Annotated in this window: 25 protein-coding genes, 4 tRNA genes and 1 rRNA gene; 26 read left to right on the top strand and 4 right to left on the bottom strand. The window is 67.5% G+C overall.

All coding sequences use genetic code 11. The features are described 5' to 3' along the window. The first annotated feature begins 68 nt into the window (after positions 1 to 68). The 17 genes from rimP (at position 69) to murI (ending at position 15,906) form a co-directional block, all read left to right on the top strand. Positions 69 to 533 carry a ribosome maturation factor RimP gene (gene rimP / locus VFW04_03495; GenBank protein HEX5178368.1) on the top strand — a complete coding sequence of 155 codons (465 nt, stop codon included), beginning with the start codon at positions 69 to 71 and terminating at the stop codon, positions 531 to 533. A gap of 18 nt (positions 534 to 551) precedes the next feature. Further along, on the top strand, positions 552 to 1,895 hold the full coding sequence (gene nusA, locus VFW04_03490) for a transcription termination factor NusA (protein HEX5178367.1): 1,344 nt from the start codon (positions 552 to 554) through the stop codon (positions 1,893 to 1,895). Continuing rightward, positions 1,892 to 2,242, top strand: a complete 351-nt coding sequence (locus VFW04_03485) for a ribosomal L7Ae/L30e/S12e/Gadd45 family protein (protein ID HEX5178366.1) — start codon at positions 1,892 to 1,894, stop codon at positions 2,240 to 2,242. Before nusA ends, VFW04_03485 begins: the two co-directional genes overlap by 4 nt. Beyond that, complete coding sequence (gene infB / locus VFW04_03480) at positions 2,239 to 4,959, top strand: translation initiation factor IF-2 (GenBank protein HEX5178365.1); 2,721 nt, start codon at positions 2,239 to 2,241, stop codon at positions 4,957 to 4,959. The genes VFW04_03485 and infB overlap by 4 nt, the downstream gene beginning before the upstream one ends. A 9-nt stretch (positions 4,960 to 4,968) precedes the next feature. Beyond that, on the top strand, positions 4,969 to 5,250 hold the full coding sequence (locus VFW04_03475) for a DUF503 domain-containing protein (GenBank protein HEX5178364.1): 282 nt from the start codon (positions 4,969 to 4,971) through the stop codon (positions 5,248 to 5,250). A gap of 30 nt (positions 5,251 to 5,280) precedes the next feature. Then, on the top strand, positions 5,281 to 5,679 hold the full coding sequence (gene rbfA / locus VFW04_03470; GenBank protein ID HEX5178363.1) for a 30S ribosome-binding factor RbfA: 399 nt from the start codon (positions 5,281 to 5,283) through the stop codon (positions 5,677 to 5,679). Further along, positions 5,666 to 6,532 (top strand): tRNA pseudouridine(55) synthase TruB, encoded by an 867-nt coding sequence (gene truB, locus VFW04_03465; protein ID HEX5178362.1) that lies wholly within the window; start codon positions 5,666 to 5,668, stop codon positions 6,530 to 6,532. The genes rbfA and truB overlap by 14 nt, the downstream gene beginning before the upstream one ends. Beyond that, entirely contained in the window at positions 6,525 to 7,457 is a 933-nt protein-coding gene (locus VFW04_03460) for a bifunctional riboflavin kinase/FAD synthetase (protein ID HEX5178361.1), read from the top strand. The genes truB and VFW04_03460 overlap by 8 nt, the downstream gene beginning before the upstream one ends. 67 nt (positions 7,458 to 7,524) lie before the next feature. Continuing rightward, the gene (gene secD, locus VFW04_03455) at positions 7,525 to 9,264 is read left to right on the top strand and encodes a protein translocase subunit SecD (GenBank protein ID HEX5178360.1); all 1,740 of its coding nucleotides are present in this window, start codon (positions 7,525 to 7,527) and stop codon (positions 9,262 to 9,264) included. Next, complete coding sequence (secF, locus tag VFW04_03450) at positions 9,264 to 10,274, top strand: protein translocase subunit SecF (protein HEX5178359.1); 1,011 nt, start codon at positions 9,264 to 9,266, stop codon at positions 10,272 to 10,274. Before secD ends, secF begins: the two co-directional genes overlap by 1 nt. Positions 10,275 to 10,326: 52 nt before the next feature. Next, positions 10,327 to 11,118 (top strand): TatD family hydrolase, encoded by a 792-nt coding sequence (locus VFW04_03445; protein HEX5178358.1) that lies wholly within the window; start codon positions 10,327 to 10,329, stop codon positions 11,116 to 11,118. 66 nt (positions 11,119 to 11,184) lie between these two features. Beyond that, the gene (locus tag VFW04_03440) at positions 11,185 to 12,864 is read left to right on the top strand and encodes a formate--tetrahydrofolate ligase (protein HEX5178357.1); all 1,680 of its coding nucleotides are present in this window, start codon (positions 11,185 to 11,187) and stop codon (positions 12,862 to 12,864) included. Positions 12,865 to 12,989: 125 nt separating this feature from the next. Next, positions 12,990 to 13,376, top strand: a complete 387-nt coding sequence (locus tag VFW04_03435) for a Rid family detoxifying hydrolase (GenBank protein ID HEX5178356.1) — start codon at positions 12,990 to 12,992, stop codon at positions 13,374 to 13,376. A gap of 30 nt (positions 13,377 to 13,406) precedes the next feature. Further along, positions 13,407 to 14,450 (top strand): selenide, water dikinase SelD, encoded by a 1,044-nt coding sequence (gene selD, locus VFW04_03430; protein HEX5178355.1) that lies wholly within the window; start codon positions 13,407 to 13,409, stop codon positions 14,448 to 14,450. 7 nt (positions 14,451 to 14,457) lie between these two features. Beyond that, positions 14,458 to 14,554: transfer RNA gene (locus tag VFW04_03425), tRNA-Sec, on the top strand. 21 nt (positions 14,555 to 14,575) lie between these two features. Beyond that, positions 14,576 to 15,103 (top strand): hypothetical protein, encoded by a 528-nt coding sequence (locus tag VFW04_03420; protein ID HEX5178354.1) that lies wholly within the window; start codon positions 14,576 to 14,578, stop codon positions 15,101 to 15,103. Beyond that, on the top strand, positions 15,103 to 15,906 hold the full coding sequence (gene murI / locus VFW04_03415) for a glutamate racemase (protein ID HEX5178353.1): 804 nt from the start codon (positions 15,103 to 15,105) through the stop codon (positions 15,904 to 15,906). Before VFW04_03420 ends, murI begins: the two co-directional genes overlap by 1 nt. On the opposite strand, the gene VFW04_03410 is transcribed toward murI, so the two are convergent. Continuing rightward, complete coding sequence (locus VFW04_03410; GenBank protein HEX5178352.1) at positions 15,841 to 16,623, bottom strand: UDP-2,3-diacylglucosamine diphosphatase; 783 nt, start codon at positions 16,621 to 16,623, stop codon at positions 15,841 to 15,843. The genes murI and VFW04_03410 overlap by 66 nt on opposite strands. Positions 16,624 to 16,691: 68 nt before the next feature. On the opposite strand from VFW04_03410, the gene VFW04_03405 reads away from it, so the two are divergent. The 8 genes from VFW04_03405 to rdgB are packed head-to-tail and all read left to right on the top strand — an operon-like array spanning position 16,692 to position 22,474. Continuing rightward, the gene (locus VFW04_03405) at positions 16,692 to 17,114 is read left to right on the top strand and encodes a thioesterase family protein (GenBank protein ID HEX5178351.1); all 423 of its coding nucleotides are present in this window, start codon (positions 16,692 to 16,694) and stop codon (positions 17,112 to 17,114) included. Continuing rightward, the gene (locus VFW04_03400) at positions 17,092 to 19,122 is read left to right on the top strand and encodes a peptidylprolyl isomerase (GenBank protein ID HEX5178350.1); all 2,031 of its coding nucleotides are present in this window, start codon (positions 17,092 to 17,094) and stop codon (positions 19,120 to 19,122) included. Before VFW04_03405 ends, VFW04_03400 begins: the two co-directional genes overlap by 23 nt. A 50-nt stretch (positions 19,123 to 19,172) precedes the next feature. Continuing rightward, the gene (locus VFW04_03395; protein HEX5178349.1) at positions 19,173 to 19,811 is read left to right on the top strand and encodes a hypothetical protein; all 639 of its coding nucleotides are present in this window, start codon (positions 19,173 to 19,175) and stop codon (positions 19,809 to 19,811) included. After that, positions 19,792 to 20,292, top strand: coding sequence for an LPS assembly lipoprotein LptE (gene lptE / locus VFW04_03390; GenBank protein HEX5178348.1), 501 nt, complete (start codon positions 19,792 to 19,794; stop codon positions 20,290 to 20,292). The genes VFW04_03395 and lptE overlap by 20 nt, the downstream gene beginning before the upstream one ends. Further along, positions 20,286 to 20,651, top strand: a complete 366-nt coding sequence (locus VFW04_03385) for a hypothetical protein (GenBank protein HEX5178347.1) — start codon at positions 20,286 to 20,288, stop codon at positions 20,649 to 20,651. Before lptE ends, VFW04_03385 begins: the two co-directional genes overlap by 7 nt. Positions 20,652 to 20,653: 2 nt before the next feature. Next, entirely contained in the window at positions 20,654 to 21,127 is a 474-nt protein-coding gene (rfaE2, locus tag VFW04_03380; GenBank protein ID HEX5178346.1) for a D-glycero-beta-D-manno-heptose 1-phosphate adenylyltransferase, read from the top strand. Further along, on the top strand, positions 21,114 to 21,842 hold the full coding sequence (rph, locus tag VFW04_03375; protein ID HEX5178345.1) for a ribonuclease PH: 729 nt from the start codon (positions 21,114 to 21,116) through the stop codon (positions 21,840 to 21,842). The genes rfaE2 and rph overlap by 14 nt, the downstream gene beginning before the upstream one ends. Next, positions 21,839 to 22,474, top strand: coding sequence for an RdgB/HAM1 family non-canonical purine NTP pyrophosphatase (gene rdgB, locus VFW04_03370; GenBank protein ID HEX5178344.1), 636 nt, complete (start codon positions 21,839 to 21,841; stop codon positions 22,472 to 22,474). Before rph ends, rdgB begins: the two co-directional genes overlap by 4 nt. 121 nt (positions 22,475 to 22,595) lie before the next feature. On the opposite strand, the gene VFW04_03365 is transcribed toward rdgB, so the two are convergent. From VFW04_03365 to VFW04_03355, 3 genes are all read right to left on the bottom strand, one after another. Continuing rightward, a tRNA-Lys gene (locus VFW04_03365) sits at positions 22,596 to 22,668 on the bottom strand. Positions 22,669 to 22,682: 14 nt separating this feature from the next. Beyond that, positions 22,683 to 22,756, bottom strand: a tRNA-Arg gene (locus VFW04_03360). Positions 22,757 to 22,825: 69 nt separating this feature from the next. After that, positions 22,826 to 22,899: transfer RNA gene (locus VFW04_03355), tRNA-Pro, on the bottom strand. Positions 22,900 to 23,582: 683 nt separating this feature from the next. On the opposite strand from VFW04_03355, the gene VFW04_03350 reads away from it, so the two are divergent. After that, positions 23,583 to 25,116 (top strand): 16S ribosomal RNA (locus tag VFW04_03350). Positions 25,117 to 25,431: the final 315 nt, after the last annotated feature.

The following is a 25,431-nucleotide window of genomic DNA, read 5'->3' as shown; positions in this document are numbered from 1 at the left end:
CGGCACCTGGAGCGCCGGGCGGAAATGTGGGGATGACGCCCCACATTTTTTTGTTATTGTGACCTGCGATGATCGAGACTGGCGCGTTGGAGCAGTTGATTTCGACTCGAGTCGAAGCGCTCGGCTTCGAGCTCTTCGAGCTTCGAATCGGAGGGACGCGCGCACGTCCCACGGTGCAGGTTCGCATTGATCGAGTGGATGGCGGTACGGTGACGGTTGACGACTGTGCGGCAGTCTCGCGCGCGGTCGAGGCGAAGTTGGACGAAGATGGCTCCTTGGGCGAGCGGTACACGCTCGAGGTGTCGTCACCGGGTCTCGAGCGGCGGTTGAGAAACGCAGCCGATTGGCATCGGTTCGTTGGGCGCAGGGCGAGTGTGTCGAGTCCGGCGCTCAACGGACGAGAGGAGGTGGAAATCCTTGCCGTCGCAGGGGAGCCGGGTGCGGAGATCGTGGTGCTCCGCGACGAGCGTGGTCACGAACAGCGCGTTGCGCTGGCCGACGTGAAAGACGCGCGGTTGGCGTTTCACTGGTAATTGAGAGAGGCAGTCGCGATGGCGTCCGACGACATCCTGAGTGCGATCCGCGAGGTGAGCAACACGAAGCAGCTCGATCGGTCCGAGCTGCATGCGCTGCTCCAGGACGGCATCTTTGCCGCGCTCGCGAAGAAGTACGGCCCAACGGTGCAGGCGGAGGTGTCGATCGATGAAGCGAAGGGCGAGATCCGGATCATTCGCCTTCGATCGGTGGTCGACGCGGTGACGGATCCGAGTCGCGAGATCTCGGTGGAAGAGGCGCGCATTTACGACGAAGGCTTCGAAGCGGGCGACCAGCTCGAGGAGCCGATCGAGTTCGCGGAGTTCGGACGCACGGCGGCGCAGGCGGCGAAGCAGCGAATCATCCAGCGCGTTCGCGAGCGCGAGCGCACGCGGATTCGCGACGAGTTCTCCGGCCGGGTCGGCGACTTGCTGTCGGGCGAAGTGCAGCAGATCGAGCGCGGCAAGCTCGTGATCATGCTCAACAAGTTTCGCGAGGCGGAGGCGATCGTGCCGTACCGCGAGCAGAATCATCGCGAGCACTATCACCAGGGCGAGCCGATGCGCGCGGTGCTCAAGCGCATCGAGGAAACGCCCAAGGGGCCGCGGCTGATCCTCACGCGCGCCGACGGCTTGTTCGTGAAGGCGCTCTTCCGTCTCGAGGTGCCTGAAATTCAGCAGGGCATCGTCGAGATTCGCGCGGTGGCGCGCGAAGTGGGGAGCCGCACGAAGATCGCGGTGTTCTCGCGCGATGATTCCATCGATCCGGTCGGCGCGTGCGTCGGGCTCAAGGGCTCGCGCGTGCAGGCGGTGGTGAACGAGTTAGGCGGAGAGAAAATCGACATCGTGCCGTGGTCGTCCGATCCGGAGCGATTCGCCAAGATGGCGCTCGCGCCGGCGCGCGTGGCGCGCGTGTTCAGCGATCCCGCGGGCCGCGCGATCCAGGCGGTGGTGGACGAAGATCAACTGTCGCTCGCCATTGGGCGCAACGGACAGAACGTGCGTCTGGCGTCGGAGCTCACGGGGTGGAAGATCGATCTCTATTCCAGCCGCGAGTGGCTCGAGCGCGGAGGCGAGGCGCCGCTCTTCCAGCCCTTGCCGGAGGAGAGCGAAGCGGCCGACGTGAAGCTGTCCGAAATCGAGGGACTCGGACCGGCAACGGTGGCGGTGCTCGAAGATGCCGGCTATCGGACGCTCAACGACATCATCGATCTCGAGCGGGAAGATTTTCTGAGACTGCCGGGCATTGCACCGGAGGAAGCGGATCGGATCATGGCGATGATCGACGAGCTGACCACGGAAGAGGGCGGGGAGAGCGGCGCCGGTGGTGGCGCCGACGGACCGGACGAAAGCGCAGCGTGACGGACGCGGAGCGCGACCGGCGCGTCGCGGGTCTCGTGGGACTCGGCCACCGCGCGCGAAACGCGGTGGTGGGTGTCGAGCGGGTGCGCGAAACGGCGCGGCGGGGCGGACTGGCGCTGGTGGTGGTGGCGCCGGACGCGTCGCGCCACAGTTTGGCGAAGGTGATTCCGCTGCTCAAGGCGCGGCGGGTGATGATCGTGGAGGGGCCGAGCGCGGCAGCGTTAGGCGCGGCGGTTGGACGTGAGACGACGGCGGCAGTAGGCATTGTAGATCGCGATCTGGCGCGCGGGATTCGCGCCGTTGCGAGATCGGCTCCCGGCGGGGGCTCCAGAGGAGGGGTGTTTTGATCAAGCTGCGTGTGCACGACCTGGCAGGCGAATTCGGGATTTCCAACGACGACCTGATGACCATGCTCCGGTCGATGGACGTTCCGGTGCGGAGTCATCTGAGCCCATTGACGGACGAGCAGGTCGCGAGACTGCGTGCGCGGTGGGAGCGGGAGAAGCGCGCGCGTCAGGAGAAGCCGGCGCCGGCGCCGGGCCGCCGTCGCCGTGCGACGGCGGCCGCGGCACCGGCGCCCGAGCCAGAGCCGGCCGCATCAGGGGAGCCGGTCAAGCGTCGGCGCCGCCGCGCCGCGGACATCGCGGCCGCCGAAGCGGCGGCCGCGGAGGCCGCGGAGGCGGCGGCGGTGGGGTCGAACGGCGGCGCGCCGTCCGAGACCGACGACGAACCGCACACGCACGTCGATGACGTCGAGACGCGGCGCCCCTTCGAGGCGCCGGCCTCGCCGTTGGGCCCGCCCGCCCGCCTAACGCCGGCCGATGCCCAACGCAGCGCGCACGCGCCGTCGCGCGCGTTCCCGGACACCGGCCCGGCCGAGCACGGCCGCGCCGCGCCGCCGGCCGATCATCCGGCCGCCGCGGCGCACGCCGGACCCGCGTCGGCGCCGACCCAACGCGCGCCTGGGTCGCAGCCGCCCGCCGATTGGCAGCGGCCGCGCCCGGTCGTGCCCGGTCCACCCCGGCCCAAGCCGGTCGCATCGTCCACGCCGTTCCCCCCGCGGCCCATCGCGTCGGCCGCCCCCGGCGCGGCCACGGGCGCGCCGCCGCGCCGCGAAGAAAAGCGCGGCGGGAAGCGCAAGAAAGGCAAGCGCGGCGCCGTCGATCAGGAAGCCGTGACGGCGAACATCTCCCGGACCATGACGGCCCTTCGCGGCGCTCCGACGCGCCGCGGTCCGCGGCGCGCCGATGAAGGTGCGTCGCGAGAGGAGATGGAAGCGCTGCGCGCAGCCGAAGCCGAGCGCGAGCGCACCTCCGTGCACGTCAACGAATTCATCACGGTCAGCGAGCTCGCGTCGATCCTCAAGATTCCGCCCACGCAGATCGTGACATTCGCGCTCAAGAACCTCGGGTTCATGGTCACGATCAACCAGCGCCTCGACTTCGATCAGATCGACTTGATCGCGAGCGAATTCGGATTCCATGCGGTTCGCGAAGCCGAGTACGCCGCGGCACAGGAGACGGTCGAAGAGCTGCCCGAGAATCTTGCGCCGCGTCCGCCGGTGGTCACCATCATGGGCCACGTCGACCACGGGAAGACGTCGCTCCTCGACTACATCCGGAAGGCCAACGTCGTCGCCGGCGAATCCGGCGGCATCACGCAGCACATCGGCGCCTACCACGTGTCGCTGCCCGGCGGGCGTCAGATCACGTTCCTCGACACCCCGGGCCACGAAGCGTTCACCGCCATGCGGGCGCGCGGCGCGCAGGTCACCGACATCGTCGTGCTCGTGGTCGCCGCCGACGACCAGGTGATGCCGCAGACCATCGAGGCGATCTCGCACGCCAGGAACGCGGGCGTCCCGTTAGTCGTCGCGATCAACAAGATCGATTTGCCGAGCGCCAACGTGCAGAAGGTGAAGCAGGACCTGCTGCAGCACGGCGTCGTGCTCGAGGAATTCGGCGGCAACACGCTCGCCACGCCGATCTCGGCGAAGAAGGGCACGAACGTCGGCGACCTGCTGGATCAGGTGCTCCTGCAGGCGGAGATTCTCGATCTCAAGGCCAATCCGTCGCGCAAGGCGGTAGGCACCGTGGTCGAAGCGCAGCTGGATCCGGGGAAGGGACCGGTGGCGACGCTGCTCGTCCAGCAGGGCACGCTCAAGGTGGGCGACGATTTCATCTGCGGCATGTACTCGGGGCGCGTCCGCGCGCTGTTCGACGAGCGCGGCAAGACGGTCCCGTCCGCCGGGCCGGCGATTCCGGTGCAGGTGTTAGGCATCGAGGGCGTGCCGATGGCGGGCGACCAGCTGCTCGTCGTCGAAGACGCGACCGCGGCGCGCGATGTCGCGCAGCGGCGCCAGCGCCTCGACCGCGAGGCCAAGAGCCGCCGCACGTCGCGCGTCGCCGTGTCGCTCGAGGACTTCATGGCGCAGGCCGCGGCGGGCCAGGTGCGCACGCTGCCCTTGCTCATCAAGGCCGACCAGGGCGGTCCGGCCGAAGCCCTCGCCGATGCGTTAGGCCAACTGTCCAACGCCGAGGTGAAGGTCGAGGTCGTGCACCGCGGCGTCGGCGCCATCACCGAGAGCGACATCCTGCTCGCCAAGGCGTCCGGCGCCATCATCATCGGCTTCCACGTGCGGCCGGACAACAACGCCCGCGCCGCCGCCGAGCGCGAAGGCGTCGACCTCAAGCTCTACCGCGTCATCTACGAGGCGGTGGACGACGTGCGCGCCGCGTTGAGCGGCATGCTCCGTCCTGAGGAGCGCGAAGTCACGTTAGGCGAAGCCGAGGTGCGGCAGCTGTTCCGGGTGCCGCGCATTGGCGTGGTGGCCGGGTGCTACGTGCGCAGCGGCATCATCACGCGCCAGGGTCGCGTGCGCGTGGTGCGCGACGCCGTCGAGATCTACGACGGCACCATCGCCTCGCTCCGCCGGTTCAAGGACGACGTCCGCGAAGTGCGCGACGGCTTCGAGTGCGGCATCGGCATCGAGCACTTCAACGACATCAAGATCGGCGACGTGATCGAATGCTACCGGAAGGAGGAAGTCGCCCGGACGCTCTGACCAGGCCTCATGACCATCGCGTCCATTTCGTGGGACTTGCACGTGCCAGCCGCACACTCGCTCAAGGAGAAGCGGTCCGTGCTCTCGCGCATCAAGGCCCGGTTGCACAACGAGTACAACGTGTCGATCGCCGAGACCGGCCACCACGATGCGTGGCAGCGCGCCGAGCTCACGGCGTGCGTCGTGTCCGCCGACCGGCGGCACGCCGAGTCCGTGTTGTCCACCATTGACCGCGTCGTCGGCACCGCCGCCGGGTGCCGCGTCATCGATTCCGTGCGCGCGTTTTTCTAAGGGCACGCGCCGCTTCACCGAGTGCATGGCATGAGTCCCGATCATCGTCGCGCCGACCGCGTCGCCGAAGGCATCCGCGAAGTCGTGGCGCGGTTTCTCACTGAAGGCGTCAAGGACCCGCGCGTCGTCGGCCTCGTCACCGTCACCGGTGTCGACGTCACGCGCGATCTGCGGCACGCCCGCGTCTACGTCACTGTGTTAGGCGACGAGGCCGCGCACCGCTCGACGCTCGAGGGCCTGGCGAGCCTCGCCGCGCACCTGCGCCCGCTCGTCGCCCGCGCGCTGCGCCTGCGCCTCGCGCCGGAAATCGAGTTCCGCCGCGACGAAACGGCCGAGCACGCGACGCGCATCGAATCGCTCCTCGCGCGTTTGCGCGACGACGCGCCGACCGTCGATGCGCCTCCGCGCGATGAGGATGCCGACGATTGACGGGTTGGTCCTCGTCGACAAGCCGGCCGGCATCACATCGCATGATGTGGTGGCCATCGCGCGCCGCACCCTTCACGTGCGCCGCGTTGGGCATGGCGGCACGCTGGACCCGTTCGCAACCGGCTTGCTCGTCCTCCTCGTTGGACGCGCGACGCGGCTCCTCCCGTATCTCGACGGCGAGCCAAAAGTGTACGCCGCGACCATAAAGTTGGGCGACGAAACGGACACCGATGATGGCACCGGCGCGGTGGTGCGTTCGGCTCCCGTGCCGGCGCAAGCGGCCATCGAGCGCGCGATGCGCAGCCTCACGGGAGAGATCGCGCAAGTGCCGCCGGCCTATTCAGCCAAGCAGGTGGCGGGTGAGCGTGCCCACGCGGCCGCCCGGCGCGGCGCACCGCTCGATCTCGCGCCGGTCCGGGTCACCGTGCACGAGTGGACGGTAAGCGCCTGGCGCGACGACGAGCTCGACGTCACGGTGCGGTGCAGCGGTGGTACCTACGTGCGGGCGCTGGCGCGGGACTTGGGCAGCGCTGCCGGCAGCGCGGCGCACCTGACCGCGCTGCGACGGCTGCGCAGCGGGCGGTTCGACGTCGCCGCGGCGTGCGATCTCGCGGTGCTGCGCGCCGGCGCCGCTCCCGTGCTGCCGCCGCTCGCCGCGGTGCCGTCGCTCCCCGTCCTCGCCCTCGACGACGACGCCGTTAGGCGTGTGCGCCTGGGCCGCGATGTCGCCGGAGCCGGACCCGACGCCGAGGTTGGCCACGCGGCGCTCGTCGACCAGACGGGCGCCCTCGTCGCCGTTGCCCAACGGCAGGGCGAGTGGTGGCATCCCCGCACCGTGCTCGCCGATGCCTGACGGATCCGGCCTCCCGCCTAACGAGCGCGGCACGGTGATCACCGTCGGCACGTTCGACGGCGTGCACCTGGGCCACCGCGACGTCCTCGCGCGCATCGTCCAGCGCGCCGCCGAAATGTCGCTCGACAGCGTGCTGGTCACCTTCGACCCTCACCCGCTCGAGGTGGTCAACCCGAGCGCCGCGCCGCTGCTGTTGACCGTGGCCGGCGAAAAGCTCGAAGTCGTCGCCGAGAGCGGTGTGCGATATATGGCGATCGTCCCCTTCACGCCCGTGCTCCAGCGCTACAGCGCGGCGCAGTTCGTGGACGAAGTCCTGCGCCATCGCTTCCACGTCAAACACCTCGTCATCGGCCACGACCACGGCTTCGGCCGGGGCCGGGAAGGCGACGTCGACGTCATGCGCGCGCTCGGCCACGAGCGAGGGTTCGGCGTCGAGGTCGTGAGCGCGGTTGCCACCGGCGACGGCCGTGTCGTGTCGTCGACGCTCATCCGCCGTGCCGTCGCCGGCGGCGACCTCCACCATGCGGCCCGGGCCCTCGGCCGCCCGTATTCAGTGCAGTCGCGCGTCGGACGGGGAGAGCAGCGGGGGCGGTCTTTGGGATTCCCGACCATCAATCTCGAATCGCCGCCGCCTCGCAAACTGCTGCCCCCGGATGGTGTGTACGCGGTCAAGGCGCAGACGCCTGTCGGCGAATTCGGGGGTATGATGAACCTCGGCCCGCGACCCACGTTTGGCGATCTCGCGCGGTGCCTCGAGGTGCACCTGTTCGACGCGGATATCGACCTCTACGGTGCATGTGTGCGGGTCGACTTTGTAGAGCGTCTGCGAGAAACCCGGGCGTTCGCCGGTCGAGACGAGCTCGTTGCGCAGCTTCGCCGCGATGGCGTGCGAGCCCGCGCCATTCTCGCGCGGCGCGTTGACTGAACCCGTCTATTCCGGTAACCTTCAATACTTTACCGAAATCTTCCGCGGCCCCTCCTCCCGCCGTCGCATGGCAACGATCCGTAATCGCATCATCCTGATTCTGATACTCATCGGCGCCTCCATTTGGGCGCTCTTCCCGCGCGACACGACCATCCGCCAGCTCAATCAGAATGGCGTGTGGTACGACACGACGCAGCGACACGTGCCGCTCAAGAAGGGTCTCGACTTGCAAGGCGGCATGTACCTGGCGCTCGAGGTCGATCAATCCAAGCAGGCCGTCGCGAACATATCGGAAGCGATCGATCGGGCGCTCAAGGTAGTGCGCAACCGCATCGACCAGCTGGGTGTAGCGGAAACCGACGTTCGAAAGGTCGGAAACGATCGCATCACCGTCGAGATCCCCGGTATTACCGATCAGGAGCGCGCCGAGCAGCTCGTCGAGAAGTCGGCGTTCCTGGAGTTCCAGATCACGGACAAGACCGGCGCGCTCGACAAGGTGCTCCCGCACCTCGATCAGATCATCCGCAGCAAGGGGTACGATCGAGCAGCGGGCGGTGCCCCGGGAGCGAAACCGAGTGGTGACACCACCAAGAACGCCATCTCGTCGTTGTTCACGCCCACCGATACTACGAAGACCAAAGCTGATACCGGGAAGGCGAAGGGCGCGGCGGGCGCCAAAGGCGCGGCCGCTGCGAAAGCGGACACGACAGCTGCAACGACGGACACATCCGACACCGGCGTGTTCAATGGCGCCAGCAACGGCCCGTTCAGCCGTTTGCTTCAGCCGGGTCAAATACCGGGCGAGTACTTCGTTAGCAACACCGATGTCCCCACGCTGACCAGGTATCTCTCGTATCCGGAGGTCGCTGCCGCGCTGCCGCCGGGGAAGTCGTTGCTCTGGGGGACCACGGCGGATCTTGGTCAGGGCGCGCAGGTCACGCCGCTCTACCTGGTCGATTCCAAGCCGATCATTACCGGTGAATATCTCACCGATGCCAAGCCGGCCACCGATCCGGTCGAAGGCAACATCGTCCAGTTTACGCTGAACAGCGAAGGCGGCCGGCGATTCCGTCAAGAAACCGGCAAGCATGTCGGCGACTACATGGCCATCGTGCTCGACGGCAGGGTGATGGGGCGGCCGCCGGTGATCGAGAGCGCGATCGGGACGCGGGGACAGATCACGATGCGCGGCCAGCCGCTGCAGCAGGTACAGGACCTGGCGCTCGTGTTGCGCGCCGGCGCGCTGCCGGTGCCGCTCAAGGTGGTCGATTCGCGCTCGATCGGCGCAACGTTAGGCACCGACTCGATCCACGACGGCCTCAAGGCCGGCGCGTTAGGCGTCGTGTTGGTCCTGCTGATCATGATCGGCTACTACCGGTTCTCCGGGTTCCTGGCGGTGATCGCGCTCGGCTTGTACGTGCTGTTCACCCTGGCGCTGCTGGCCGGCCTCGATGCCACGCTCACGCTGCCGGGGATCGCCGGCATGGTGCTCTCGATCGGCATCGCGGTCGATGCCAACGTGCTGATTTTCGAGCGAATTCGAGAAGAGATGGCGCGCGGCAAAACGGTGCGCGCGTCCATCGATGAAGGGTTCCGGCACGCCATGTCGGCAATCATCGACTCGAACGTGTCGACGGCGCTGACCGCGGCGGTGCTGTACTGGATCGGCACGGGGCCGGTCAAAGGGTTCGCCGTGACGCTCATCTGCGGCATCGCGGCGTCGATGGTGAGCGCGATCTTCGTGGTCAAGACGTTCTACCTCATGTGGCTCAACCGCACCCGCGGCGCCCGCACGCTGAGTATCTGATGCTGCGCATTCTGCACGACACCAAAATCGATTTCATCCGCCTGTGGAAGATCACGACGGCCGTCACGCTGCTCTTCATGGTGCCCGGCCTTATCTGGATTGCCGTGTCCGGATACCACTACAGCGTCGAGTTCACGGGCGGCACGCTCATGCAGGTGAGCTTCCCCAAGCCGCCTAACGTCAAGGACGTGCGGAGTACGCTCGACGCCGCGGGGATCAAGGGCGCGGAGATCCAAACGTTCGGCTCCGACACGGCGCTCGTCATTCGCGCGCAGGACCCGCGATCGGTAGAGCAGCAGACGCGCGGCGCCGCCTCGGTGGCCGGCGACATCCGAGCAGCGCTCACCAAGCAGTTCGGCGCGTCGAACTATCGCGTGGACCGCACCGAGGCCGTTGGGCCAAAGGTGGGCGGCGAGCTCCGACAGAAGGCGTTCTACGCCATCCTCGTCTCGTTCCTCTTCACGCTCATCTATCTCGCGTGGCGGTTCGACTGGCGATTCGGGTTGGCCGCCGTCATCGCCACCGCGCACGACATCCTGGGCACGCTCGCCTTCATCAAGTATCTGCACCTCGAGATCTCGCTCATCGTCGTCGGCGGCGTCCTGACGATGATCGGCTACTCGCTCAACGATACGATCATCATCTTCGACCGCGTCCGCGAGGACCTGCGAAAGCGGCGGAAGGAATCGATGTACGACACGCTGAATCGCGGGGTCAACGAAACGCTGCCGCGTTCGGTGCTCACGCACACCACCGTGTTTGCGTGCTTGATGGCGCTCGCGCTCCTGGGAGGCGAGGTGATCCGTCCGTTCGCGCTGGTGATGATGTTCGGCGTTCTCACCGGTACGTTCAGCTCGATCTACGTCGCGCCGGTCATCCTGTTGTGGATCGAGCGCAAGTGGCCGCGCGCGGTTGGCGACCGCGGAGTCAATCCGCGATCGGCGCGGGACACACCGTCGTCTACGCCGCAGCAGCAGCCGCCGCGCCGCAAAGCCGCCGGCGAATCCTGAGTCGCACGACACCTTCGGAGCCGCCGCCCACCCAGGGCGGCGGCTTTGCATCATGGCCGCATTCATCGACAGCCACACCCACCTTGCGGACCCCGCGTTCGACGACGATCGCGACGCGGTGATTGCGCGAGCGCGCGAAGCCGGTGCGCTCGCGCTGGTCTGCATCGGCGAGTCGATCGACGCGGCGCGCCGCGCGCAGGCCATCTCCCAGCGGCACGCCGGAGTCGTGTACTGGACGGCGGGCATCCATCCGCACGACGCCGCGGCGTTCGATGCATCGCGCGACATCCCGGCGCTGGACCATTGCCTAACGGACGGCGCCGTTGCCGTCGGCGAGTGCGGCCTCGACTACCATTACGACAACGCGCCCCGCGATGCGCAGCGGGCCGCAGTCCGGGCGCAGCTGGCGCTGGCCGCCCGCCGCGCGCGACCCGTGGTGATCCACACCCGCGACGCCGAGGACGATACGCGGGCCGTGATCGCCGATGCGGCCGCTGCAAACGTGATCGGCGTGCTGCATTGCTACACTGGGTCGGCCGCGCTCGCCGAATTCGCCATCGAGCGCGGTTGGTACATCTCGTTCAGCGGCATCATCACGTTCAAGAAATTCACCGACGACGCGCTGCTCGCGCTCGTGCCGCTGCCGCGCTTGCTCGTCGAATCTGACGCCCCATACCTCGCACCAGTTCCATACCGAGGCAAGCGCAACGAGCCGGCTTGGGTGCCGCTCACCATCGCGCGGCTGTCACGCGCCCGCGCCGCGCCGGCCGACGAGCTCGCGGCTGCGACGGCGGACAACGCGCGACGCTTCTTCGGCCTGGCGCCATCGGCCGCTCCCGGCTAGCTGGCGAGCACGCGCGACCGCGGGATAGTATGTACGCGTCTCGTTCAACACTCCGCTGAGGTGCTGGTGTCTACGACTGTTCCATCCGATATCGAGATTGCCCAACGGGCGCGTATGCGCCCGATCACCGACGTCGCCGCCGATCTCGGTCTGGCGCCCGACGAGCTCGATCTCTACGGCAAGTACAAAGCGAAGATCGCGCTCGACGTCTCGCAGCGCCCAACGCGCGGCCGGCTGGTGCTCGTCACCGGGATCAATCCAACGGCCGCCGGTGAAGGGAAGAGCACGACCCTCGTCGGACTCGCGCAGGCGCTGCGCCGCATCGGCAGCAACGCCGTGATGTGCATGCGCGAGCCGAGCCTCGGCCCCGTCTTCGGCATCAAGGGCGGCGCTGCGGGCGGCGGCTATGCGCAGGTGGTTCCGATGCAGGACATCAACCTGCACTTCACGGGCGACTTTCACGCGATCGCGACGGCGCACGCGCTATTGTCGGCGCTGCTCGACAACCATCTGACGCAGGGCAACGCGCTCGACATCGATCCGCGCCGCATCACGTGGCCGCGCACGATCGACATGAACGACCGCGCGCTGCGGCAGGCGGTGATCGGGTTAGGCGGCGTCGCCAACGGCGTGCCGCGCGAAGAGCGGTGGGTGATCGTGCCGGCCAGCGAGATCATGGCGGTCGTCGCACTCGCGTCGAGCCGCGAGGATCTCGAGGCGCGGCTCGCGCGCATCATCGTCGGATCCACCGCCGGGGCCGAGCGCAAACCGGTGCGCGCGGGCGATCTCAAGGCGGTCGGCGCGATGACCCTGCTGCTCCAGGATGCGATCCGGCCGAACCTGGTGCAGACGCTGGAAGGCGGACCCGCGCTGCTGCACGCCGGACCGTTCGGCAACATCGCCCATGGCTGCAACAGCATCATCGCGACCAAGACCGGCCTCGCGCTCGCCGATGTCGTCCTAACGGAAGCGGGGTTCGGTTCGGACCTCGGCGCCGAAAAGTTCTTCGACATCAAATGCCGCTTCGGCGGACTCGAGCCCGAGCTGGCCGTGCTCGTCGCGACCGTGCGCGCCCTGAAGATGAACGGCGGCGCGAACAAGAAGGACCTGGGCACCGAGAACCTGGGCGCGCTCGAGAAGGGTTTGCCTAACTTGCAGGCGCACATCGAGAACGTGAAGCAGTTCGGCGTGCCCGTGATCGTGGCCGTCAATCGCTTCACCTCCGACACGGACGCCGAGCTGGCGATGGTTGCCGACTTTGCGTCGAGGCAGGGCGTGTGCGCGTCCGTCAACGACGTGTGGGCGAGGGGCGGCGCGGGCGGCGAAGAGCTCGCTCGCGAAGTCCTCGCCGCCCTGGACCGCGGCGGCTCGAACTACACGCCCCTGTACGACACAGCGCGGCCCATCCGCGACAAGATCGACACCATCGTGCGCAAGGTCTACGGCGGCGACGGCGCCGACTATTCCGCCAAAGCGTCGCGGACCATCGACTATCTCGAGTCGATCGGCCTCGGCGACACACCGGTGTGCATGGCCAAGACACAGTACTCGTTCACCGATGATCCGACGCGGCTCGGCCGACCCCGCGGATTTCGCATCACGATCAACGAGGTGTATCCATCGGCCGGCGCCGGGTTCGTCGTCGCGCAAGCGGGCGACATCATGACGATGCCGGGACTGCCGAAGGAACCCGCCGCGGACCACATGGCGGTGAAGCCCGACGGCAGCATCGTGGGGCTGTTCTGAGACGCGGCACGCGAGTATATCAGGAATAGTCGAACGAGCACCCCGTGACCGTTCGCCGGCGCGCCGGGGATCCCCCCGGCGCGCTGTGCTTAGGCCCAACGACCGACCACCATCCGGAGCCACACGTGTCTCTTCCTTCCGTCTCCACGCCTAACGCTCCCGCGGCCATCGGCCCCTACTCGCAGGCCGTCCGCGCCGGCGAGCTGCTCTTTACCGCCGGGCAGATCGCGCTCGACCCCGCGTCGGGCAAGTTTCTCGAGGGCGACATCACCCAGCAGACCGACCGCGTGATGGAGAATCTGACCGCGGTGCTCGCGGCTGCCGGCGCGGCCTGGACGGACGTCGTCAAGACCACCGTGTTCCTGGTCGACCTCGCCGATTTCAGCACGTTCAACGACGCGTACGCGCGCCACCTCGACGGCGCGCGGCCGGCGCGGTCCACCGTGCAGGTGGCGGCGCTGCCGCGCGGCGCGCGCGTCGAAATCGAAGTGATTGCTCGGGCCCCGCGATAGTCCCGTTAGGCACGAAGGCCGGAGGCCGTCATGAGCACCTCCAAGACCCGCGAGGAACTGTTCCGTCTCACCGCGTTCGCGCGGTGCGCGGGTTGAGCCTCCAAGATGGGTCCGGGCGACCTGTCCACGGTGTTGGCGCCGCTGCCGCGCCAACTGGATGCACGCCTCCTCGTCGGCTCCGAGACGTTCGACGACGCGGGGATCTTTCGCCTGTCCGACGATCTCGCCCTCGTCCAGACAGTCGACTTCTTTGCACCCATCGTCGACGACCCGTACGCCTTCGGACAGATCGCGGCGGCCAACGCACTCTCCGACGTCTACGCGATGGGCGGCGAACCGCTCACCGCGCTGTGCATCGCCGCCTTCCCGACCGGACGGCTGCCGCTCAGCGTCCTAACGGAAATCCTCCGCGGCGCGCAGGACAAGGTGCGCGAGGCCGGCGCCGTCGTGGCCGGGGGCCACACCGTCGTCGATGATGAGCCGAAGTTCGGACTCGCCGTCACCGGCCGCGCGGATCCGCGGCGCTTGCTCACCAACGCGGCGGCCGTGCCCGGCGATGTCCTCGTGCTCACGAAGCCGATCGGGTCCGGCATCCTCTCCACGGCCGCCAAGCAGGGCAAGCTCGACGAGGACACGACTCGCGTCATGATCGACACCATGTCGCGACTCAACGCCGCGGCGAGCCGCGCCGCGCTCGCGGCCGGCGCGCGATGCGGCACCGACATCACCGGATTCGGACTGCTGGGACACGCGTCACACATCGCGCGCGCGAGCAACGTGACGATACGCCTGTCGCGCGCGCGCGTACCGCTGCTGCCGCGGGCGCGCGAGTTCGCCGAGGCAGGCATCACGACCGGCGGCGCCGAGCGCAACGAGGAGTATCTCGAGCAGCGCGTCGAATGGGGCGCGTGCAGCGACGTGGATCGCGCGCTGCTCGTCGACCCGCAGACGTCCGGCGGACTCCTCGTCGCGCTGCCGCGCACCGCGGTGGCCGAGTATCTTTCGCGCGTCGAGGGCGCGACTGAGATCGGGAGCGCGGACCCTCGTTCTTCCTTCGACATCATCATCTCGTGACCCGTTTGGGAGCGGATGGGGCCTGGTGGCTCTCGCGGTCTTCAAAACCGTTGCGACCTGACGACGTCGGGTTGGGTGGGTTCGATTCCCACACGTTCCCGCCACGATCCGTCGCGTGCCTGGGGGTGCTCGCGGCTCTCGTGTTAGGCGCGCCTAACGCAAGCGCGCAGCGCGCCGACAGCGCCCGCCTCGGTCCCAGCGCGCCCGTCGCCGCGGATACCTCGGCGGCTGCGCGCGCCGCGTCGCGCCGCGCCCCCATCTCGTCCAAGCGCGCGCTGCTCGAATCGCTGGCCGTGCCGGGCTGGGGCCAGGCCTCGCTCCACCGGTCGACCGCCGGCGGCTTCTTCGCTGCCCTCGAAGTCACCTCGATCGCGATGCTCGTCCAGTCCGAGAAGGAGCTCCACGCCGCCAAAGAGCTCGCGCGCGACAGCGTCTTCTCCGACAGCGTCGGTGCCAATGTGGTCAACCCCTACGCCGGCCGCATCCCGGCCCGCAAGCAGGCGGTCGAGGACTGGACGTTTCTCCTCATCTTCACGCACCTCATATCGGCGGCCGACGCGTTCGTCGCCGCCCAACTCTGGGATGTGCCCGTGCAGGTGCGTGGGCAGTCTGATGCGAGGCAGGCCAGCATCAGCGTGACGGTACCTTTTTGATGGCTCCGCGCGATCCCATCGGGGTGTTCGATTCCGGTATCGGCGGCCTAACGGTCGTCCGCGAGCTCGTGCGTCAGCTGCCGCACGAGCGCATTATTTATTTCGGCGACACCGCCCGCGTCCCGTACGGACCCAAGAGCCCCGACACCGTCCGCCGCTACAGCAACGAGATCGCTACGTGGCTCGCCGATCAGCACGTGAAAGTGATCGTCGTCGCGTGCAACACTGCCACCGCACACGCGCTCGAGCAGCTCCAGCGCGATTTCCCGCTGCCCGTCATCGGCGTCGTGCAGCCCGGCGCGCGGGCGGCCGTGTGCGCCACGCGCAATCATCGCATCGGCGTCATCGGGACGCTCGGCACCATCAACTCCGGCGCGTACGATCGTGCGATCCACGCCCTCGCGCAGGATGCGGAAGTCGTCGCGCAAGCGTGTCCGCTGTTCGTGCCGCTCGTCGAAGAGGGATGGCTCGACACCGAGGCGACGCGCCTCATCGCGCGCGAATACCTCCGCCCCTTCACATCCGATCACATCGACACGCTCGTGCTCGGCTGCACACACTATCCGCTGCTCAAGGCGATGCTCGCCGAAGTCGTTGGGCGCGACGTGCGGCTCATCGACAGCGCCGAAGAAACCGCGGCCGAAACCCGTCGCGTGCTCGCCGAGCGCCATCTGGTCGCGCCGCCGGGCGCGGTCGGCACGCACCGCTTCGTCGCCTCGGATGCGCCGGATCATTTCCTACGGCAGGGACAACGTTTTCTCGGCGCCGCGATCGACGAAGTCGAGAAGGTCACCCTCGGCTGATCCGGTCCACCGTCGCAGCTCGACGCGCTCGGGACGCACCACCAGGAACGTCTGCTCATCCATCCACGCGCCGGGATTGGCGTACACGCCATCGCGCACGCCTCGTAGTGCAGGTACGTGCGAGTGGCCAAAGATGACGAGATCGAGATCGTGTCGCAGCGTGAGGTGGCGCATCGCAATGGCGTCGAGGCCCTTGCCACCGTCGCCCGCGGCGCGCAATCGGCTCACATCGGAGCTGCCCGCCGCGATGCCTACCGACCAGTCGGGATGAATCCAACGGAACGCGCGAATCGCCCAACGATTGCGCAACACGGTGCGCAGGCGGCGGTACGCGCGATCTTCGCGCTCGCGCAGCCCGTCGCCGTGCTCGACGAGCGCGCGCCAGCCGCCCAACGGTCCCGACCACGGACCGAGATGGAAGTCGACGCCCACATCCTTGGTCAGGAGATCGCCGCCCCAGCAGTCGTGATTGCCGCCCACGTAGAGCACGCGCGTGCCGGCGTCGCGCAGATCGGCTAACGCTGCCAACGTGCGAAAGTGCCCGCGCGGTTCGACGCGCCGCCACTCGAACCAGAAGTCGAACAGATCGCCGTTCACAACCAGCGATCCGGGCTGTCCGATGCGGCTCCGCAGAAAGGACACGAGGCCGCGCTCGCGTTCCGCCGACGCGGCGCCGAGATGCGCATCCGAGAACACGTAGCACGGCGCGTCGAGCATGAGCTCATTCTAGCCGACGCACGCGACCTTTACAAACCGCCGCGGCGCACGCATCGTCCCGCCGTCTGATGCCGCCGCGCACATCCTCCGTCGAATTTCGCGTCCGCTATGCCGAGACGGATCGCATGGGTGTGGTGTATCATTCGCACTACCTCGTGTGGTGCGAGATCGGCCGCACGGACCACATTCGGCAATCGGGCATGCCGTACCGCGCGATGGAAGAGCGGGGCATCGTGCTCGCCGTCGCCGAGGCCGAGATCCGCTACCAATCGCCGGCGCGGTACGATGACATGATCCGCGTCGAAACCGTCATCAGCCGCGTTGCCTCACGCACCGTGACTTTCGACTACGTGATCTCGAACGCCGACACCGGCGCCGCGCTCGCCACCGCGAGCACGGTGCTCGTCTCGTTGAACCGCGAGCACCGCGTGGTTGCGCTGCCTCGCGACATCCGGGAGCTCCTCGCGCGTGACGCGACCGCCTCGATGTAGCGGCGCGCTGGTCGCGTTGGTCGCGGCTGCGGTCGCGTGCACGGTCCACAGCGCGGGAGCCCCTGCGCCGGCGCACGGCGCGGCCATCGACGTCGCCGCGTACGCGCAGCTGCTGCAAATGGAAGACGCGCGCCGCCTCGACACCGCGATGGTGCGCGCCGCACTCGGCTCGGGCCGCCCGGCGGAGCGCGCGGAGGCCGCGCTCGCCGTTGGGCGCGTGCACGGAACCGCGATGGCGCCGGTGCTGCGCACGCTGCTCGCCGATCCCGACACGGCCGTCGCGGCGAGCGCCGCGTTTGCGTTAGGCCTGCTGCGCGACTCGGCGAGCGTGCCGGCGCTCGAGCGCGCGTTAGGCGCGGCGCCCGGCGTGGCCGCCGCGGCCGCCTGGAGCCTGGGCGACATCGGCGGGCCGGCCGCGCCCGCCATTCGCCGTGCGTTGGGCGCCGCGTGGCCGGCGGCGGTCGCGCGGGCGCTTCTCTTGGCCGCCGCCAAAGTGCATCCGGCTCCGCTGGAGGACGTGCGGCCGTACCTCCGCCGACCCGATGCGGACCTGCGTTGGGCCGCGGTGTACGCCGTCTCTCGCTCGCCGGTCGCCGCCGCCGTTCGCGAGGTTGCTTCCCTCGCCGGCGACGCGAGCGCGCTCGTCCGCGCACAGGTCGCCCGCGCCATGTCGCATCGCGCCGCCGGCGACTCGCTCGCCGGCGTCGCGCAGCCCGTGCTCCAGGCGCTCGCCCGCGACACGTCCGCGCACGTGCGCATCGAAGCGCTGCGCGCCGCAGCCACCTACGGCGACTCGTCGCGCGCGCTCCTGCTCGCCGCGCTCCACGACGCCGATGGCAACGTCCGCCTCACCGCCGCCCAATCGTTAGGCGCAGTGCCCGACGTGGCGCGGCCCGTGTGGATGAGCGCCTGGCGCGCCGATACCGGCTTCGCCTTTCGCGCCGCCCTGCTCGCGTCGGCAATGAAGCACGACGTCGTCCTTCCCGCGGCCGAATCCGACAATCCGGACTCGTGGTGGCACGTGGGCGACTGGCGATATCGCGCCGCCGTCGCCAACGCCGGCGCCGACGCGCCGTCGATCGAGCGCATGCGCGAAGTGTCGCTGCTCGCCACGCGCGATCCGGACCCGCGCGTGCGCGAGGCGGGATTCGCCGCGCTCGCCCCCCACGCCGACACCGCCGAGCAGCACCCCTGGCGCCGGCAGTACATGTACTTCGGCCTAACGGACCGCGACGCGGACGTGCGCGCGCTCGCCATCGAGTCGCTCGTCGGGCACGCGTCGGCCGCCGAACTGCCGCGCGTGTGGGCGGGCTGGTCGCGCGCTCAGGGCGACACGGTCGACGACGCGCGCGCGGCCGTGCTGCACTACGTCGCGAGCGCTTGGAAGCGCGACAGCGCGGCGTTTCCCGACTCGCTCACCGCCTTGCTCCGCGCGATTCCGGCGCCCGCGAATCCCCTGGTGCGCGCCGCCGGGCTCGGCTGTCCGCTGTTCGCGGCGTGGCGCGACGCGCCGCCCGCAACCGTCCATCCACTCGACTGGTACGAAGCGCGCGTGCGTGACCTCGTCGTCCCGGCATGGCGCGGCGCGCGCCCGCACGCCGTCCTCGCCACCGCCCGCGGACCCATCGAGATCGAGTTGTACGCCGAGGACGCGCCGCTCACCGTGTTCAACTTTCTCTCGCTAGCACGCGCGGGCGCCTATGACCACATCGCCTTTCACCGCGTCGTCCCGGACTTCGTCGTCCAGGATGGCGACGCGCGCGGCGATGGAAACGGCGGCCCATCCTACACCATTCGCGACGAGCTGAATCGCCGTCTCTATGACCGCGGCGCCGTCGGTATGGCGCTCGGCGGCCCCGACACGGGAGGAAGCCAGTATTTCATCGCGCTGTCGCCGCAGCCGCATCTGGACGGCGGATATACCGTGTTCGGTCACGTCACGTCGGGGTACGATGCGCTCGACGCGATTGTTCAGGGCGACAGCCTGTTCACGGTTCGCGAGAAGTGACGCGGCCCTCGATCGCAGCCACGACCGGCTGCCTCGCGGGGACGTCAACCATGCTCGGCAGTCGCTCGCTCGTCCTTGTCGTGAGCGCACTCGCAATGATCGGTTGCGCGCCGAAAGCGCCGCCGCTGACGGGAACGCCTGCGCCCGTTCGAATTCCGGAGACGAGCTTGCCGCCCGTGGATCAGCAGATCGTGTTCAATTGGGTCTTTTCGGAAGGTGGCTACCACGCGAGAGGCGATGGCGCCGCTCGGATCGCATCTCCTGACAGCGCACGTTTGGATTTCTTTGTGTCCAACGGAATGGGAGGCGGGTTCGCGTTGCTCATCGGTGATGAGCTCACCGTGCCGAAGCAGACGGACAGCCGCGTGCACGACTATCTGCCGCCGGTCCCCATGATCTGGGCGACGCTCGGGCGTCTCGCCGTACCGCCCCTCGCCGACACCGTCGCCCGCGTTGACGGCGACACCCTGCGCGTCGAGATTGGTCGCAATCCCCGATGGCGTGCCACCTTCACCAGCTCGTCCTTGCGCAGTCTCGAGCTCATCGACGGCGACCGCATTCGCGAGCGAACCATCCGCGACGATGACCGCCACGTGGTGTACGAACAAACTGACGCGCACCGCTCGCTCGATATCGTCATCACGCGCGTTGATACCGTTTCCACATTCGATGCGTCGATCTGGCATTAGCTGGCTGCTCGCGTTCATTCCGCTGCTCACCGGAGCCTGCATCTACGGCTTCGCCGGCGGCGGACTGCCGCCGCGCATCAAGAGCGTCGCCGTGCTGCCGTTCGACAATGAGACCGCATCGGCCACGCTGCAGGGTGAGCTGTACACCGAGATGCGGCACGATGTCGAATCGCGGCTGGGTCTGCACGAGGCCGCCGAAGACAAAGCGGACGCGGTCGTCAAGGGCACGATCACCAAGTACGAGGCCGACATTCCGATCGCCTACAGCGCCGATCCCAACCAGGCGAACTCTGCCCAACGGAAGGTGCAGATCACGGTCGACGTCGACATCATCGACGAGGCCACCGGCCGCTCCATCTGGTCGCAGAAGGGGTTGATGCGCGACGGCTCGTACAACGAGCGTGACGAAGCCACCGGCCGGAAGGAGGCCATCCAGAAAATCGTCAACGACGTCGTGGCGGGCGCGCAATCGCAATGGTGACCCGGCTCGCGGGCGCGCGACCCGGACGCGTGACCGTGGGCTGCCTCACGCTCATCCTGCTCGTCATCGTGTTCGGCTACGTCGCGTACGCCGTGGGGCAGGTGTATTGGCGCTACTATCAGTATCAAGATGCATTCAATCAGCAGGTGAGGTTCGCCGCGGCATCGCCCGATGATACGATCATCGTACGACTGCGTGCCCAGGCGGACTCGCTCGGCCTGCCGCCGGACGCCCAACGGATCCATGTGCGCCGCACGTCCAAGGGCATCACGATCTGGTCGCAATACGCCGATTCGGTGTTTCTCCCCGGAATGAATCGCGAGCTGGACTTCACCGTGCACGCGGAAAAGTCGTTCTGAGCGTGCGAGCGCCGGCGTCCAAGGTCTTGTCGTTAGGCGGAGCCATGCGCTGGCGCGCCGATGCCGGACGCGTTGCGTTCACCAACGGCGTCTTCGATCTCCTGCACCCGGGCCACGTCGATCTGCTCCTCACGGCGCGGAACACGGCAGACGCACTCATCGTCGGCATCAACAGTGATGACTCGGTGCGGCGTCTCAAAGGCGCCGGACGCCCCGTACGATCGGCCGCCGATCGCGCCTACGTGCTGGCCGCGCTCGAGTGCGTGGATGCCGTCGTGGTCTTCCCCGAGGACACCCCGCTCGCGATCATTCGTGCGCTCCACCCCGAGGTGCTCATCAAGGGCGGCGACTATGCGCCGGCGGATGTGGTCGGCCGCGCGGAAGTCGAGGGCTGGGGCGGCCGTCTCGTCATTGTTCCGCTCACCGCGGGACATTCCACTACCGCAATCATCGCATCGCTTCGTGACCGCATCTGAGCCAACGCCGCGTACCGGACGCGGACCGCACAAGCTCCGCGCCATTACCATCGAGCGCGGCGCTGCCCCGTACGCCGAAGGGTCGTGTCTCATCGCGTTCGGTTCGACGCGCGTCCTCTGCACCGCGAGCATCGAAGAGGGCGTGCCCGGGTGGCGCAAAGGCCGCGGCGAAGGATGGCTCACCGCGGAATACGCCATGCTGCCCCGCGCCACGCACACGCGTACGGGGCGCGAGCGCTCCCAAGTGGGTGGACGCACGCAGGAGATCCAGCGGCTCATCGGGCGCAGCCTCCGCGCGATGCTCGACGATTTCCGCTTCGGCGAGCTCACGCTCAAGGTCGACTGCGATGTCTTGCAGGCCGATGGCGGCACGCGCACGGCATCGGTGACCGGCGCCTGCGTTGCTGTGTGCGACGCATTCGCGTGGCTGGTCGCCCGCGGCCGCCTAACGGCAACGCCCGTCAAGCGGCGCGTCGCCGCCGTGAGCGTCGGCATCATCGACGGTGAGCCGCGTCTCGATCTCGACTATTCCGAAGACGTGCGGGCCGGCGTCGACATGAATGTGGTGATGACCAGCGAGGGACGATTCGTGGAAGTGCAGGGCACCGGCGAGCACGCGACGTTCGAGCGCCGGGAGCTGGATCAGCTGCTCGAGCTGGCCGCCGGCGGCGTGCGGGCGCTGCTCGAGGCGCAGTCGCGCGCGTTAGGCGTGTGAGCGGGCGGCCGGCGGCGCCGCTCATCCTGGCCACGCGCAGCGTCGGCAAGCTGCACGAGCTCCGTCCCATGCTGGCCGGATACGGCATCGAAACCCTCACGCTCGACCACGCCGGCGTGGCCGAGCGCCCCATGGAGGAAGAGGCGCTCGAGCAGTTCCCGACCTTCGAAGAGAATGCGCTCGCCAAGGCGCGCTATTTCTTCGAGCGGGCCGGCCGCCGCCCCACCGTGGCCGACGATTCGGGGCTCGAGGTGCTTGCGTTAGGCGGTCGGCCGGGTGTGCACACCAAGCGCTGGAGCGGTCGCACGGACCTGAGCGGCCGCGCGCTCGACGCCGCGAACAACGCGAAGATGCTCCACGAACTCTCCGGCATGGCCGATCGGCGCGCGCGCTATGTGTGCGTCGCCGCGTACATCGATGCATCCGGCGAGCACGTCTGCCGTGGCGAGAGCACCGGGCGCATCCTCGACGCGCCGCGCGGCGCCGGCGGCTTCGGCTACGATCCCTTGTTCATGTCCGACGATCTTGGCGTCACGTTCGCCGAGGCGACGCGCGAGCAGAAGGAGCAGGTGAGTCATCGCGGTCGAGCGTTCGCGCAGCTGGCGGCCTGGTTGTCGGCGAACTCGAGGTAGACGCACCCCGTGTGTAGTTGCACCGCGCCGAGGCTCGTCGGATATGGCTCGAGGCAAAGCAAACGGCCCGCGGCAAACAATCGCCGCGGGCCGTCCTCATGCTGCTGTCAATCGGATCCAATGCGCCCTGTAGGAATCGAACCTACAACCTAATGATTAAGAGTCATTTGCTCTGCCAATTGAGCTAAGGGCGCAACTCTCTCCGCCACGCGCCAGGGAGGACTCGAACCTCCGACCCACAGCTTAGAAGGCTGTTGCTCTATCCACCTGAGCTACTGGCGCTCGAACCAGTTCCCTCTCGCGCGGCGGTCTACTCGTCCCACTCGATCGTGACTCGGGACGACTGCCAGGTCGGGGCGACCGGATTTGAACCGGTGACCTCCTGCTCCCAAAGCAGGCGCGATACCAGGCTACGCTACGCCCCGCAATCACCCACCATTCACTGTTCCAGCACCGATCTGCCTCCCATCGTCTACTCGAGGCAGCGAATCAACACAGACTTGGCAAAATAGCCGAGCACGAACTGGCGGTCAACGCGATCGCCTGGGATCCACGTCCGAGCTCTGTTTCATGTTTTTCAACAAACACCGCATCGATGCTCACCACGCTTGATGGACCAGGCGCCGAGCAGCAGAGCGATCCGTGCGATTTCCGTGCTCTTCTCCGTTCAATCCGCGTGTACAGGCGAGGAAGCCGAGCACGCGCACGCCAGCGAGCGGGGGTGCACGTCGCCCGTTAGGCGGAAGCGCGGGCGCGCGATGGCGGGTGAGGATGATTTCACGAACACGTCCGCCCACGGGACTTGAACTCTGGAAAATCTGCCAGTAAGTTGCTCGCCCCTTCGACGATTTCGCGCGAAAAAGTTCGAGCGTTGGGGTTGACGGCGGGGATGAACAGCAGTAGCATTAGCGGCTGCCACAGAAAGCGTGGCGGATCGTGATATTTGCTGATTGACAATCGATGTGAGAGACGGTTGTGCGAGGCGGACTCGTTGATCTCGCGATCTGTTCGGATGGCGAGGGAGAGTCGACCTGAACAACTTTTGTGATTCTGGCGTTGTCGTGCTGAGGCACGGCAGCTGTCGGAAAGAGCCACAAGCGAACTTTTCTCATTGGAGAGTTTGATCCTGGCTCAGGACGAACGCTGGCGGCGTGCTTAACACATGCAAGTCGAGGGGGGTGGGGCAACCCACTCACCGGCGAACGGGTGCGTAACACGTGAGCGACCCGCCCTACCAGAGGGGGATAGCCGGCCCAACGGCCGGGTAATACCGCATACGCTCTTTGGGCTACATGGCCTGGGGAGGAAAACCCGCAAGGGTGCTGGAGGAGGGGCTCGCGGCCTATCAGCTAGTTGGCGAGGTAACGGCTCACCAAGGCGACGACGGGTAGCTGGTCTGAGAGGATGGCCAGCCACATTGGGACTGAGAGACGGCCCAGACTCCTACGGGAGGCAGCAGTGGGGAATATTGCGCAATGGCCGAGAGGCTGACGCAGCGACGCCGCGTGTGGGATGAAGCTCTTCGGGGTGTAAACCACTGTTGCCCGGGACGAAACTCCTGCTTAGGCGGGATTGACGGTACCGGGTGAGGAAGCACCGGCTAACTCCGTGCCAGCAGCCGCGGTAATACGGAGGGTGCGAGCGTTGTCCGGAATCACTGGGCGTAAAGGGCGCGTAGGTGGCTCGTGAAGCGTGCGGTGAAAGTCCGAGGCTCAACCTCGGATCGGCCGTGCGGACTCGCGGGCTGGAGCGTTGTAGAGGCGGGTGGAATTCCGGGTGTAGCGGTGGAATGCGTAGAGATCCGGAAGAACACCGGTGGCGAAGGCGGCCCGCTGGGCAACTGCTGACACTGAGGCGCGACAGCGTGGGGAGCAAACAGGATTAGATACCCTGGTAGTCCACGCCGTAAACGATGGGCACTAGGTGCTTCGGGGAGCGACCCTCGGAGTGCCGGCGCTAACGCATTAAGTGCCCCGCCTGGGGAGTACGGCCGCAAGGCTGAAACTCAAAGGAATTGACGGGGGCCCGCACAAGCGGTGGAGCATGTGGTTTAATTCGACGCAACGCGAAGAACCTTACCTAGGCTTGACATGCAGGAGAAACCCCTGAGAAACCAGGGGCCCTCTTCGGAGTTCCTGCACAGGTGCTGCATGGCTGTCGTCAGCTCGTGTCGTGAGATGTTGGGTTAAGTCCCGCAACGAGCGCAACCCCTGTTCCCAGTTACCAGCGGGTAAAGCCGGGGACTCTGGGAAGACTGCCGGTGCCAAACCGGAGGAAGGTGGGGACGACGTCAAGTCATCATGGTCCTTACGTCTAGGGCTACACACGTGCTACAATGGCGGGGACAGAGGGCTGCGAGCCGGCAACGGCAAGCCAATCCCGTAAACCCCGCCTCAGTTCGGATTGTCGTCTGCAACCCGACGGCATGAAGCTGGAATCGCTAGTAATCGTGGATCAGCTACGCCACGGTGAATACGTTCCCGGGCCTTGTACACACCGCCCGTCACGCCATGGAAGCTGTGAGCGCCCGAAGTCCGTGTCGCAACCCGCAAGGGGGCAAGCGGCCGAAGGCGAGCGCAGTGACTGGGGCGAAGTCGTAACAAGGTAGCCGTAGGGGAACCTGCGGCTGGATCACCTCCTTAACGGATACGCGAGTAGGCCGACCGACGCGAAAGCGTCGGGAAGTCCCGAGAGCGCAAGCTCGACGGATGGACCGTGCTGAAAGCTCCGTAAGTCGCTCGCCTCGTACATTCATTTCCCAGACCCAATTCTTTTGCTTCGACGCCGAGTTCGGGGACACCCGAGCTGTCCGAGCGTCATCGCTATTTGACAACGGAAGTAGTGGTAGATCGCGGATTTGAGAATCCTTATTGAGAGACTATTTCGACTAGCTCGAAAGATTGTCACTCAAAACGTAGGAGCAGGAAATAGTAAGATCGTAGGCGCTCTGCTTGATC

Source organism: Gemmatimonadaceae bacterium, assembly GCA_036273715.1.
Taxonomy (GTDB): Bacteria; Gemmatimonadota; Gemmatimonadetes; order Gemmatimonadales; family Gemmatimonadaceae; genus JADGGM01.
Note: the sequence above shows the minus strand (reverse complement) of the source record. Positions and strands in the feature narration are given on the sequence as shown.